Origin of the sequence: Nonomuraea rubra, from assembly GCF_014207985.1 — a bacterium.
Classification (GTDB): Bacteria; Actinomycetota; Actinomycetes; order Streptosporangiales; family Streptosporangiaceae; genus Nonomuraea; species Nonomuraea rubra.
This window is the reverse complement of record NZ_JACHMI010000001.1, coordinates 2,155,659-2,169,415: the sequence shown is the minus strand read 5'-3', so window position 1 is coordinate 2,169,415 and position 13,757 is coordinate 2,155,659. Positions and strand designations below refer to the sequence as shown.

Genomic DNA, 13,757 nt, shown 5'->3' with positions numbered 1-13,757 from the left:
AAATTGAACTTAGTTCAGGAGCGTGTCATGCGTGCTGCAGTCGTCAACTCCCCAGGATCGGCACCCGTCTGCGCGGACTTTCCCGACCCCGAACAGCGGCCGGGCCAGGCACCGCTGAGGCTCGTGGGCGCGGGTCTGCACCACATCGTCCGCGGGCTCGCCTCCGGCCGGCACTACGGCAGCGGCCAGGCCTACCCCCTCGTGCCGGGCATCGACGCCGTGGCCAGGACCGAGGACGGGCGGCTGGTCTACACGGGCCTGGCCCGGTCGCCGTGGGGAACGATGGCCGAACGGCTGGTCACCCCGTTCGAGGTGGAGCTGCCCGCCGGGGCCGATCCGCTCGCGGTCGCCGCGGGCATGAACCCCGCCATGGCGGGCTGGATGCCGCTGACCGCCCATCGCGAGGAGGTGGGCGAGCTCGGCACCGTACTGGTGCTCGGGGCGACCGGCATGTCGGGCGGCCTGGCCGTGCGGGCGGCGCTGTCCCTCGGCGCGAAGCAGGTCATCGCGGCCGGGCGCGATCACGAGGCGCTGGAACGGCTGCGCGGCCCCGGCACCGTCACCGTTCCGCTCGCGGCACCCGGCGCCGGAGCTACCGCCCTCGCCGCCGCCGTCGCAGAAGCGAGGCCCACGCTCGTGCTCGACTTCGTGTGGGGCCCCGTCGCCGAGGCCGCCTTCGCCGCACTGGGCACGGGCGACGGCGGAGCGGCGATCGACTACGTCCAGGTCGGCTCGCTCGCCGGAAGTGAGGCGGCGCTGCCCGCGGCCCTGCTGCGCAGCCGGCGGATCCGGATCAGCGGCAGTGGCGCGGGCTCGGTCTCGAAGGCCGAGATGATCGCCGGGTTTCCCGAGATCATCGCCCGGTTCGCCGACGGCACCTTCGACGCCCCGTACGCCGCCTACCCGCTCAGCCGCGTCGGCGAGGCCTGGGCGCATCAAGGGCACACCCGCGCTGTCATCATCCCGGGCTGACCGAGCGAACCGCGCTCAATGGCCCCGCTCGATAAGGAAGGAAACGGCGTCATGCAGAAACGCGCGTTGGTCGTCGGGCTCGGGATCGCCGGGATGTCCGCGGCGATCGGGCTGCGGCAGGCCGGATGGCAGCCCGTCATCGTCGAACGGGCCCCGGAACGCCGCATAGGCGGCTACTTCGTCGGCCTCATGCCGGAGGGCAGGCGGGCCGCCGCCGACCTGGGCATCGCCGGCCACCTGCCGGCCCGCAACCCGCCCGACGGCGGGAAGACGTGGTCGCTGACCCGGCGCGGGAGCCTTGAGCCCGGATTGGGCTTCCTGCACCTGCCGGGCGATCCCCTGGCGGTGATCCGCGGGGACCTCGAAGCCGCGCTCTGGCAAGGCACCCTCGGGGACGGGACGAGCGAGCCCGTCGACGTGCGGTTCGCGACGAAGCCCGTCGAGATCGACGACACCGGTGCCGACGTACGGGTGCTGCTCGAAGACACCGGTACCGGCACGTGGTACCGCGAGAGCTTCGACCTGGTCGTGGGCGCCGACGGGCTGCGATCGAGCGTGCGCCGCACGGTCTTCGGCCCGCACGAGAACCACATGACCACGTGGGACACGATGATCTGCGCGTTCGAGCTCCAGGAGCAGGTGCCGTCCTTCGCGCGGGCGGACAGCCTCATCAGCGCCCGCGCGGGCCGTGCCGCCTGGGTGTTCTCGTTCGCCGACCGGCCCCCGACCGCCATGCTGACCTACCGGACCGGGGACATCGAAGGACAGTTCACCGGATCCAGGGTCGAGCGGCTGCGCACCGTCTTCTCCGAGATGGACGACCCCGTGGTGCGGCACGCCCTGGACTCCGTGGAGCGGGCGCCGGATCTCCTGTTCGACTCGGTGCACCAGGTGAAGATGCCCCGGTGGAGCAGGGGGAAGGTCGTGCTCGTGGGCGATGCGGCGTGGTGCCTGAATCTCTTCTCGGGCATGGGGGCCACCTCCGGCCTCCTTGGTGGTGCCGAGCTCGGCCGGGCGTTGCGGGAGAACCCGGACGACCTCGGCGCCGCGCTGGCCTCCTGGGAGTCGCGGCTGCGCCCGTTCATCACGAAGCACCAGCGCATCGCCCGGCTGAAGCAGCAGATGTTCGTGCCGTCGAGCCGTCCCGCCGAAGCCCTTCGCTCGGTGGTCCTGCGCCTCGCCTGCACGGCGCGGGAGCGCAGGCTGGCGAGGACCCGTGCCGCGGAAGGAAGCGCATCGTGACGGTGACCGTCGCCGTGCCGCAACGGATCCCGATCCTGACGCGGCCCGGGTAAACGGCGCGTCAGCCGCGGCGGCCTCGCAAACGGCCGTCTCCGCACGTGCACGGGTGGGCGGGACGCGTCGGAAGGGCCACAGGTTCGCATACGACCGTGCAAGAAACCTTGATCGGACGACACGGGGCGGCGAGCGTCCCGGCGGGCTTCGCGACCTTACGTTTCGTTGTGGCTCCTATCCAGCCGTAACAAAGGGGGATTCCTCATGCTTCGTCGTGCTCTTGCGGGCTGCCTCATGCTCGCCGCCGCCGGCCTCGCCACCGTCGCGGCCCCTGCCGCCCATGCCGACTTCAAGGCCCCGTACGCGCGGGCCGCCGCGATCATCGACGCGGACGGCTCGCTCAACGAGAGCAAGAACGTCGTCAGGTCCTGGCGGGCGGGCACCGGCCGGTACTGCGTCCAGCTCGCCCACCACATCGACGCGCGCGAGGCGCTGATCCAGCTCACCCCGCGCCACATGCTGCGCCTGCCGTACATCGCCTACCGGCATCCATCGGCCACCTGCCGGGACGACAACACCATCACCGTCAACGTCTACAGCACGCACACCAGCCGCCTCGCCGACAGCGGCTTCGACCTGCTGGTCTCGTAGCCCGGCCGAAAGGACACGCAACCGACATGAACACCATCAGGCGATTCGCCACCGCGACGCTCGGCGCCACCGCCGTGGCGGCCGCCGGGCTCCTCGCTCCGGTGGCCGCGTCCGCGGAGACCCCGTTCGCGCAGGCCTCCGCGACGGTCGAGGCGGACGGCTCGGTGACGCACAGCAAGCACGTGGACGACGCCTGGCACCCGTCCCGAGGCGTCTACTGCGTCCTCGTGAACCAGCTCGTCGATCTGGACGGCGACGTGGCCATCCATGCCACGCCCATCGGCCGCTACGACCACCCGCGCTCGCTGTCGGTGGAGCGCGGCGCCCGCGTCTGCGTCCGGCGCGACCTGCACCGCAGCGCGGCCGACCGGACGATCGCCGTCCACAGCCAGGCGGGCTACCGGTTGCCCGCCGAGACCGCCTTCTATCTGACCGTCTCCTGATGTCCCCGGAGCGAGGCCGCGCGTGACCCGCGCGGCCTCGCCACCGTTCAGCACCTCCGGCGAACCGCCACGCGCCGTCCCACTGGACCCCGTCCCCACCCGGGCCGGGATGACGTTCGCACTCACTCCGCTGACAGTATGGCTTGAACGCTCGCCAGCAGCGTGTCGTCCTGATCGGCCGGAACCGCGCGCAGGTCGAGCAGGCACCGGCCGTTCTCCACGCGGGCGAGCACGGGCGGGCGGGCCCGGCGCAGCGTGGCGGCCACGCGCCCGTCCAGCGCGACGGCGGCGCTGGGCAGGGACACCCCGGGCGCCCCGCCGCCGCCGACCACGCTGCGGCTGTCGACGGCCTCGGCGTCGATCCCCTCGTCACGTAGCCGGGCCGCCAGGCGTTCGGCTCGGGACCTCAGTGTGGCCTGATCGGCGTGCAGGCTCTCCCAGGTCGGCGTCGGCGGCCCTGCGACCGTGGCTTCCAGCGCCGCCAGCGTCACCTTGTCCACCCGCAGCGCGCGAGCGAGGGGATGGCGGCGCAGCCGGTCCACGAGAGCGGCGCGGCCGAACAGCAGCCCGCATTGAGGGCCGCCGAGCAGTTTGTCCCCGCTGGCGGTGACGAGGTCCGCACCCTCCCGCAACCAGCTCGTCACGTCGGGCTCGCGGGGCAGCAGCGGCTCGGGAGCCAGCAGCCCGGAGCCGGCATCGGCGACGAGCGGGATGCCGCGCTCCCGGCACAGCTCCGACAGCCGCGCCACCGGGACGTCCGCCGTGAAGCCCTCGATCCGGTAGTTGGACGGGTGCGCCTTCAGCACCATGCCCGTCCGCGGCCCGATCGCGGCGGCGTAGTCCGTGATGGCGGTGCGGTTGGTCATGCCGACCTCGCGCAGCCGCGCCCCCGTGGAGACGAGCAGGTCGGGCAGGCGGAACCCGTCGCCGATCTCGATCAGCTCCCCCCGGCTGATCACGATCTCGGCCCCGGCCGCCAGCGTGGTGGCCGCCAGCGCGAGCGCGGCGGCGTTGTTGTTCACCACGTGCACCGCCTCGGCCGCGGGGACGGCGGCGGCCAGCGCGGCCAGCGCGGTACGCCCCCGCCTGCCACGGCCGCCCGTGCCGAGGTCGAGCTCGACGTCGGTGACCCCGGCGGCCAGCTCCACCGCCTGGCGGGCGGCGTCCGACAGCGGGGCGCGGCCCAGGTTGGTGTGCAGCAGCACGCCGGTGGCGTTGATCACCGGCCGCAGCCCGGAGGCGGAGCCGGGCAGCGCCGCCAGCACCTCGACCAGGACCTCTCCAGGCGCGAGCTCTCCGTCCCTGGCGCGCTGCTGCGCGGCGACGATCGCGGCCTTGACCCGCGCGTGGCCGAGCCGCCGCAGCGCCTCGGCCAGCCGGGGGTCGGCGAGCAGCGTGTCCGTCCGCGGGATGGAGCGGCGATGGTCGGCCACGCTAGGGACGTCCGATCAGCGTGCGGAGCACGAGCTCGCTCGTACGGGCCTGAACACGCATCATGGGATCACCGGCCTTCTGGCGACGAAGGTGTCCACCGCAGGGACCAACCGCAAAATCCAACCATGGCAGCCTTCGCCACCTTAGAGTGCGATTGTGAGGCTAACCCAGTACGCCCAGGGCGGCGGCTGCGCCTGCAAGATCCCCGCGGGAGACCTGGAACGGTTGCTGGGCAGCTCGGAGCTGCCTCTTCCGCGAGATTCCGCGGCAGAACTCCTCGTGGGCCTGGAATCCGGCGACGACGCCGCCGTGGTCCGCACCCAGGACGGGACCGTGATCATCAGCACGGCCGACTTCTTCACCCCGGTGGTCGACGACCCCTGCGACTGGGGCCGCATCGCCGCGGCCAACGCCCTCTCCGACGTCTACGCCATGGGCGGGCGCCCGCTGGTCGCGCTCAACCTCCTGTGCTGGCCCCCTGACCGCCTGCCCTACGAGCTGGCCGCCGAGGTGCTGCGGGGCGGCGCCGAGGTGGCCGCGCGGGCCGGCTGCCATCTGGCCGGCGGGCACAGCGTCATCGACGCCGAGCCCAAGTACGGCCTGGCCGTCACCGGCACCGCCGACCCCGGCCGGCTGCTCCGCAACGACGCCGGCCGCCCCGGCCTGCCGCTGTCGCTGACCAAGCCACTCGGCCTGGGCGTGCTCAACAACCGGCACAAGCGCACCGGCGAGGTCTTCCCGCACGCCGTGGAGACCATGACCAGGCTCAACGCGGACGCCTCCCGCGCGGCCCTGGCCGCCGGCATCCGCTGCGCCACCGACGTCACCGGCTTCGGCCTGCTCGGACACCTGCACAAGCTCGCCCGCGCCTCCGGGGTCACCGCCGTGATCCACGCCTCCGCCGTCCCCGTGCTGGACGGGGCGGCGCGGGCCGTACGGGAGGGGTTCGTCCCCGGGGGTTCCCGGCACAACCTCGACTGGGTGGCACCCCACCTCGGCCACGGCGACGTCCCGGAGGAGACGCTGCTGCTCCTCGCCGACGCGCAGACCTCGGGGGGACTGCTCGTCGCCGGGGAGATCCCAGGTGCTCCCGTGATCGGCGAACTGATGGAGCACACCGGACACACCGTCATCGTCCATCCTTGACCGGACGTGGTGACCCTCCTGGTCTTCAAGACCTCGGCGGTGGCGAGCAGCGCGTGACCGGGGGCGCGGTGCGGTGGGTGCCCCCGCAGCCCACCGCACCGATCGCCTCCCCTGCCGGGAAGCCTCCGCCGCCCTGGCGGTTCAGGGCAGGGTCGAGATCCAGGTTCGGAGGGCGGACGTGGTGGTCCCGATCCGGTCGGTGATGAGCTGGAAGTGGTGGCCGGGCACCTCGACGATGTCGACGGGCGGCGGCCACGCGGAGCCTCCTGGCGGGTGCTCGCCCAGGTAGGGAAGGGGGTCCTGGGCGCGCAGCAGCAGCGTCGGCGCGCCGGCCGGCCGTGGCTGCCAGCCGCGCAGGATCCGGGTGTAGGCCCCCATCGCGACCAGGGACGTGTCGTCGAAGAGCTCGTCGAAGAGCTCTCCCAGCTGTGCCGCCCGGTGGGCGGGCATGCCGAGGAGCCACTGCTCGGCCTCGTTCTCGCCTGTCACGTGGTAGGTGTCGATCATGGCGATGCCGGCGGGTGGTGTCCCGGCCTCGGTGAGCCGGGTGGCGACGGCCTGGGCGGTGCACCCGCCGACGGAATAGCCGGCGAGCACGACGGGGCGCTCGCCGAAGTGGCGCTGGATGGTCTCGGTGTGCAGGTCGATCAGGGTGTGCCAGTCCTCGGGCACGACACCTCCGCCCGACAGGCCCGGGTAGGGGATCTCGTACACGTCGCGTTCGCCCGCGAAGAGGTCGGCGAGCCTGCCGTAGATCCCCGTGGCGACCCGCGGGTAGAAGTCGGGGAAGCAGATCAGGGCGGTCCCGCCGGGCCCGGTCGCCAGCCGTTCGGGTGGCAGGGCGTGCGCTTGCCGAAGCTCGGACGGGAACGTCGGCAGGGCCATCGACGCGACGACCAGCATGCGCATCGCCTCCACCTCCTGACCGGCCTGCGACATCCTGCGGTAGAGAGGGGCGATCAGGGATTTCACGGGTCCGGGTTCCGGCTGCGGCAGGGCCTCGTGCTCCCGCTGTGGCAGGGCTTCGCCGAGCAGGTCGAGGAGGTGTCCGGCCAGTTGTTCCGTGCCGGGGTGGTCGAACGCCACGGTCGCGGGCAGCCGCAGCCCGGTGAGCGTGCTCAGCCTGTTGCGGAGCATGACGCCGGCGAGCGAGTCGAGGCCGAGCTCGGCGAACGACCGGTCGAGCCGCACCTCGTCCGCGCCGGCGTGGCCCAGGACGGTGGCCACCTCGGCTCGTACCGCCTCCACCAGCGCGGCAAGCCGCTCGCCGGGCGGCAGCGGGGCGAGCCTCCGGCGCCACGTCCCCGGCCCTTCCTCCTGCGATGTGGTGCCGGCGGTGGGGCGCGCCCGGCGCAGCAGGCCGCGGAGCAGCTCCGGTACGGGCCCGTTCCACGCGCGGTCGAGCAGGAGCGGAGCGAGCACGGGCTCCGGCGAGGCCAGCGCGGCATCGAACAGGCTCAGGCCCTGCTCGTCGGTCACCGGCGCCAGCGGACCGTGGCGTACGGCGCCCGCCATGCCGCCGGCGTGCAGCCACGGCCCCCAGACCAGCGACAGTGCGGGCAGTCCCCGCGCGGCACGATGCCGGGCCAGCGCGTCGAGGAAGGCGTTGGCCGCGGCGTAGTTGGCCTGCCCGGCGTTGCCCAGCAGGCCGGCCGCGGAGGAGAACAGCACGAACGACGACAGGCCGAGGTCGCGCGCCAGCTCGTGCAGGTGCCAGGCCGCGTCCACCTTGGGGCGCAGCACCTTCGCCATCCGCTGCGGGGTCAGCGCGTCCAGCACCCCGTCGTCCAGGACGCCCGCGGCGTGCACGATCGCGCTCAGCGGCGGGTCGGCGGCGGTCACCAGGGCGCGCACGGCCGCGCGGTCGGAGATGTCGCACGCGGCGACCCGCACGGACACCCCGAGGTCCGCCAGCTCGGCCCGCAGCGCGTCCACCCCATCGGCGGCCTCGCCACGCCGGCTCGCGAGCAGGAGGTGGCGCGCCGAGTGGTGGGTGGCCAGGTGCCGTGCCAGCACGGACCCGAGGGCGCCCGTGCCACCGGTCACCAGAACGGTGCCGCGCGTGTCGAGTGTCCCCACCGCCTCCCCGCCCGGACCACCCTCCTCCCGGCCGGTTTCGGTCAGGCGTGGGACCAGGATCGTGCCGGCGCGGATGGCCAGGACCGGCTCGCCGGACGCGCGTGCCGCCCGCAGCGCGGCGGCGGACTCCGGGCTGTCGTCGGCATCGGCCAGCACGATGTGGCCCGGATACTCCGCCTGGGCGACGCGTACGAGCCCCCACACCGCCGCGGCGGCCAGGTCGGGGTCCGGCGAGGTGGCGTCCCGCGTCACCACGACCAGGCGCCGGCCTTCCGCGAGACCGGACGCGCTCCAGGACCCCAGCATCTCAAGGGCCTCGGTGGTGGCGGCGTGCACCGCGGCCACCGGGTCGGAGCCCCGCGACCGGCCCTGGACGTGCACGACGACATCGTCCCGCGGGCCGGTGGGCTCACCGTTCTGCTCCGGCTCGACCCACCGCACACCGTAGAGGTTTCCGGCAGGCCGCCGAGGGGGGTGCTGCCCGGCCGGCCGCCGCAGCGTCACGGTTTCGATCCGGGCGACCGGTGAGCCGGCGCCGTCGGCGAGGTTCAGCCGGATCCGGCTGTCTCCCAGCTCCCGTACGTGGACCCGCAGTTCCGTGGCACCGGAGGCGAGCAGCCGCACGCCGGAGAAGGAGAAGGGCAACCGGGCCTCGGCGAGCTCGGGGGCGGCGACGAGGCTCGCGTGCAGCGCGGCGTCCAGCAACGCGGGGTGCATCACGTACCCTGCCGCGCTCTCCGCGTCGGGCAGCCGGACCTCGGCGAACAGATCTCCGTCACGCCGCCACACCGCCCGTACGCCGCGGAACGCGGGACCGTAGGCGAGGCCGGCCGCGGCCAGGACGTCGTAGGCGCCCTCGACGTGCACGGGTGTGGCGTCCGCGGGCGGCCACGCGGCGGTTTCGTCCGGCTTGCCGGGAGCGGTGACGCCGAGCGTCCCCGTCGCATGCCGGGTCCAGGGCTCACGGGTGCCCGCGTCGTCGGGACGGGAGTCGAGGTCGACGGTCCGCCTGCCCGTCTCGTCCGGTTCGCCGAGGGTGACCTGGAGGCGGACGCCGCCCGCGGCCGGGAGTTCGAGCGGGGCGACGATCGCCAGGTCCTCCAGGAGGTCGCAGTCGACCTCGTCGCCGGCGCGGACGGCCAGCTCGACCAGGACGGTCGCCGGCACCAGCGTGCGGCCCCCGGCCACGTGCCCGGCGAGCCACGGGTGCGTTCCGGCGGACAGGCGGCCCCGGCACAGGACCCGGTTCGTGCCGGGTTCGGGTTCGGCGCCGGTGAGCATCGGATGCCGCAGGGTGCCGCCGTGGACGGTGGAGTGGCGGCTCACCCAATATCGGCGGCGCTGGAAGGGATAGGTGGGCAGGTCGATGAGCCGCGCGCCGCTGCCGGCGAAGACGGCCCGCCAGTTCACCGGTACGCCGCCGGCGTGCAGCGCGGCCACGGCCTCGAGGAGCACGTCCACGTCGTCGCCGCGGGCCCGCCCGGTGGCCGCCACCGCCGGGTCCTCGGCGGCGAGGCAGTCACGTACCAGGGAGGTCAGCACCGCGTCCGGCCCCACCTCGAGGTAGGACCGCGCGCCCCGCTCCTCCGCCGCCCGTACGGCGGCCGCGAACCGGACCGGCTCGCGCACCTGCCGCACCCAGTATTCCGGCGAGCGCAGCTCCTCGGTCACCGGCAGGCCGGTCACCGTCGAGATCACCGGGATCGCCGGGGAACTCAGCGTGAGGTCCCCGAGCACGTCACCGTACTCGCCGAGCATCGGCTCCATCAGCGGGGAGTGGAACGCGTGGCTGACCCGCAGCCGGGTGGTCCGCCGTCCCCGCTCGGCGAACCCGGCCGCCACGGCGGAAACGGCGCTCTCCGCACCGGAGACGACCACCGAACGCGGGCCGTTGACCGAGGCGATGCCGGCCGCGCCGGCCCAGTCGCCGGCCCGGTCGCCGGACAGGTCGCCGGACAGCGCCGCGGCCACCTCCGTCTCCGTGGCCTGCACCGCCACCATCGCGCCGCCGGGGGGCAGGGCGCCCATCAACCGCCCGCGTGCCGCGACCAGCCGTGCCGCGTCCGGCAGGGTGAACACCCCGGCGACGTGCGCCGCCGCCAGCTCGCCGATGGAGTGCCCGACGAGGTGGTCCGGGCGGATCCCCCATGACTCCAGCAGCCGGAACATCGCCACCTCGAAGGCGAACAGGCCGGCCTGGGTGAAGTCCGTACGGTCGAGCAGCGCGGCGTCGTGGTCCATCACGTGCGCCAGCGCGGCCGGCAGGTGCGGGTCCAGGTGCCGGCACACCTCCTCGTACGCCGCGGCGAACGCGGGAAACGCCTGCCTCAGCCGTGCTCCCATGGCGGGTCGCTGAGCGCCCTGGCCGGTGAACAGCATGGCGAGCGGCGCCGGACGGGCGGTGCTCACCAGGACGTCCGGGTGGGGCTCGCCGCGTCCCAGCGCGTCCAGCGCCGCCCGGTCTCCCCTCGCGACGACGGCACGCAGCGGCAACGCGGAGCTGGACACGGCGAGCGAGTACGCCGCGTCCACGGCGTCGACCTCACCGAGGGCGGCCAGATCACGCGCCCTGGCGCGCAACGCGGCCTCGTCGGCGGCCGACAACAACCACGGCGGCCTGCACGCACCGGCCCCGTCCGGACCCGACGTCGCCGAACCAGCCGCCCAGGAACCCGGCGCCCCCGGAACGGGCTCCGGTTCGGGGGCCTGCTCCAGGATGACGTGCGCGTTCGTGCCGCTGATCCCGAAGGCGGACACGCCCGCCCGGCGTGGCCGCCCCGTCTCCGGCCAGGCCCGCGCCCCGGTCAGCAGCTCCACGGTCCCGCGCGACCAGTCCACATGCCCGCTGGGCGCGTCGACGTGCAGGGTGCGGGGCAGCAGGCCGTGCCGCAGGGCCTGGACCATCTTGATGACCCCCGCCACCCCGGCGGCGGCCTGGGTGTGGCCGAGGTTCGACTTCACGGAGCCCAGCAGGAGCGGTGGCGCCTCCGGCCGCCGCGAACCGTAGGTCGCGATCAGCGCCTGCGCCTCGATCGGGTCCCCCAGCATCGTTCCCGTCCCGTGCGCCTCCACCGCGTCCACGTCCTGCACCGCCAGGCCGGCCGCCGACAACGCCTCATGGATGACCTCCTGTTGCGCGGGGCCGCTGGGCGCGGCGAGCCCGTTGGACGGGCCGTCGGAATTGACGGCCGTCCCCCGGAGCAGGGCCAGCACCGGGTGCCCGTTGCGCCGGGCGTCCGACAACCGTTCCAGCAGCAGCAGCCCGGCCCCCTCCGACCATCCCGTGCCGTCGGCGGCGGCGGCGAACGACTTGCAGCGGCCGTCCGGGGCCAGTCCGCGCAGCCGGCTGAACGCGGTGAACGTGGAGGGTGTCGCCATCACGGTCACCCCGCCGGCCGCCGCCAGCGAGCACTCCCCGGCCCGCAGCGCCCGGGCCGCCAGGTGCAGCGCCACGAGCGACGACGAGCAGGCCGTGTCCAGCGTCATCGACGGGCCGCGCAGGCCCAGCGTGTACGAGATCCGGCCGGAGGCCACGCTGCCGGCCGACCCGAGCGCCAGGTGCGCCTCCAGCTCGTGGGGGTCGTTGATGAACCGCATGCCGTAGTCGTCGTACATCACGCCCACGAACACGCCGGTGTCGCTGCCCCGTACGGACACGGGGTCGATGCCGGCCCGCTCGAAGAGCTCCCACGACGTCTCCAGCAGCAACCGCTGCTGCGGGTCCGTGGCCAGTGCCTCCTTGGGGGACATCCCGAAGAACGCGGGGTCGAAATCTGCGGGATTGTCGAGGAACCCGCCGCGTAACGTCAGCGACTTGCCGGGCATGTCGGGATCGGGGTCGTACAACGCTTGCACGTCCCAGTCCCGGTCCTCGGGAAAGCCGGAGGTGGCGTCACGCTCGTCGAGCACCAGCCGCCACAGGTCCTCCGGTGAGGCGACGCCGCCCGGGTACCGGCAGGCCATCGACACGATGGCGATCGGGTCGTCATCGGCCGGGGCACGTTCCAGGGCGGCCCGCCCGCGCGGCCTCGCCTCGCCGCCGAGCCTGGCTCGCAGGTGGGCGGCCACCGAGGCGGGGGTCGGGTGGTCGAACACCAGGGTGCTGGGGAGCTCGACCCCGGTCCTGGCGCTGAGCCGGTCGCTCAGCACGATCCCCGCCATGGACGTCAGCCCGAGCTCGGCGAACGGCCGCCGCAGGTCGGCTTCCCCGGAATCCGGCCCGAGCACCGCCGTGACCTCGGCCAGCACCAGCCGTTCCAGGGAGGCCGCTCCGGCCCGCACCGATCCGCCGAGGCCGGCGGCCGTCAGCTCATGGCGCTTCGGCTTGCCGGTCGAGGTCCGCGGCACGGCGTCGATCACGTGCACCGCGTCGGGCACCTTGGCCTCGGTCAGCTCCGCCCGGCACGCGGCCAGCAGGGCCTCCGGGTCGAACCCCTCGGGGCCCGGGACGACGAACGCGACCGGCACCTCACCGAACACCTCGTGCGGCACGCCCGTCACGACCGCGTCGGACACCCCTGGGCAGCCCAGCAGAACCCGCTCGACCTCCTCGGGATGGATGTTCTCGCCACCCCGGATGATCAGCTCCTTGAACCGGCCGGTGAGCGCGAGGTGCCCGTGCGCCACCCGCCGCCCCAGGTCGCCGGTGCGGTACCACCCGTCCACGAAAGGCGACTCCCGGTCGCCGTGGTAGCCGAGCATGAGCCCGGGACCGCGGACCCAGACCTCGCCCTCCTCCTCGTCCGGGACGTCCTCGGCACTGTGCGGATCCACCAGCCGGATCTCCACCCCCGGCACCGGAGGCCCGCAGGAGCCGGCGACGCGCGGCCCCTCCGGCCGATTCGCCGCGATCATGCCGCACGTCTCCGTGCTGCCATAGGCGTCGAGCAGCGGCGCGCCGAGCACCTCCTCCGCCTCCGCGCACAAGCGCGGGGTGAGGGGTGCCCCCGCCGTGACGCACAGCCGCAGCCCGGACGGCTTCCGCCCGTCCCGCCGGGCGGACTCCACCAGCCGGTGGTAGACGGTCGGCACCCCCGCCAGCATGGTCGGCTCGTGCTCGTACAAGGCGTCGAGCAGGCTCTCCTCGCCGAGCACGTGGGCGCTCGCACCCGTCGCCACCACACCAAGCAGGCACAGCGAGTACGAGAAGGAGTGGAACAACGGCAGCGGCCACAGCAGCCGATCCCGCGCGGACAGCCCGAAGATCGGCGCATGGCAGGCGGCCGCGGACCACAGCCCGGCACGTTGCGTCGAGAGCACGCCCTTGGCCCGGCCCGTGGTCCCCGAGGTGTAGTGCAGCCAGGCGGGATCGTCGAGAGCCAGGTCGTCCGCCGCCCGGCAGGGCGCTTCCCGCCCGGCCAGGTCCTCGTACCGCAGGCAGCCGTCCGGAGCATCGTCGCCGTCCCCCACGAGGACGACGAGGGACGAGGAGGTCCGGCGCACCTGGGGCAGGCGGGAGGCGTCGGTGAAGATCACCTGGGCGGCGCTGTCCCCCAGCGCGTGGGCCAGCTCGGCGTCCGAGGATCTCGGGTTCAGCGGCACGCCCACCGCCGCCGCCCGGGTGATCGCGAGGGAGCTCTCGATGGCCTCCACCCGGTTCCCGAGGAGGATCGCCACCCGGTCACCCGCGGCGACCCCCGCGGCTCTCAGCCCACCCGCCAATCTCCTCGTCCGGACGTCCAGGGCCGCGTAGCCGACCGCCCGGGACGCGTCCGAGAAGGCGATCCGGTCCCCCTGGGCGGCCGCGTGCCGGGCCAGCAGCTCGGGCACCGTACGGATCAATTCACTGTGAGCCAA

The 13,757-nt window shown here is 74.1% G+C and carries 7 protein-coding genes; 5 read left to right on the top strand and 2 right to left on the bottom strand.

Features of this window, described 5'->3' with window-relative positions; translation table 11 throughout:
• Positions 1-27 precede the first annotated feature (27 nt).
• The 4 genes from HD593_RS09940 to HD593_RS09925 all read left to right on the top strand — a co-directional run bounded on the left by HD593_RS09940 (position 28) and on the right by HD593_RS09925 (position 3,302).
• Positions 28-972 carry a hypothetical protein gene (locus HD593_RS09940; protein ID WP_221524696.1) on the top strand — a complete coding sequence of 315 codons (945 nt, stop codon included), beginning with the start codon at positions 28-30 and terminating at the stop codon, positions 970-972.
• 51 nt (positions 973-1,023) lie between these two features.
• Positions 1,024-2,214, top strand: coding sequence for an FAD-dependent monooxygenase (locus HD593_RS09935; RefSeq protein WP_185101889.1), 1,191 nt, complete (start codon positions 1,024-1,026; stop codon positions 2,212-2,214).
• Between the two features lie 258 nt (positions 2,215-2,472).
• Complete coding sequence (locus HD593_RS09930) at positions 2,473-2,859, top strand: hypothetical protein (RefSeq protein ID WP_185101888.1); 387 nt, start codon at positions 2,473-2,475, stop codon at positions 2,857-2,859.
• Between the two features lie 26 nt (positions 2,860-2,885).
• Positions 2,886-3,302 (top strand): hypothetical protein, encoded by a 417-nt coding sequence (locus HD593_RS09925; RefSeq protein ID WP_185101887.1) that lies wholly within the window; start codon positions 2,886-2,888, stop codon positions 3,300-3,302.
• Between the two features lie 122 nt (positions 3,303-3,424).
• Here the strand turns inward: HD593_RS09925 and selA are convergent, their stop codons facing one another.
• Complete coding sequence (selA, locus tag HD593_RS09920) at positions 3,425-4,735, bottom strand: L-seryl-tRNA(Sec) selenium transferase (protein ID WP_185101886.1); 1,311 nt, start codon at positions 4,733-4,735, stop codon at positions 3,425-3,427.
• 154 nt (positions 4,736-4,889) lie between these two features.
• On the opposite strand from selA, the gene selD reads away from it, so the two are divergent.
• Positions 4,890-5,882 carry a selenide, water dikinase SelD gene (selD, locus tag HD593_RS09915; RefSeq protein ID WP_185111749.1) on the top strand — a complete coding sequence of 331 codons (993 nt, stop codon included), beginning with the start codon at positions 4,890-4,892 and terminating at the stop codon, positions 5,880-5,882.
• A gap of 141 nt (positions 5,883-6,023) precedes the next feature.
• Here the strand turns inward: selD and HD593_RS09910 are convergent, their stop codons facing one another.
• Entirely contained in the window at positions 6,024-13,757 is a 7,734-nt protein-coding gene (locus tag HD593_RS09910) for a type I polyketide synthase (RefSeq protein WP_221524695.1), read from the bottom strand.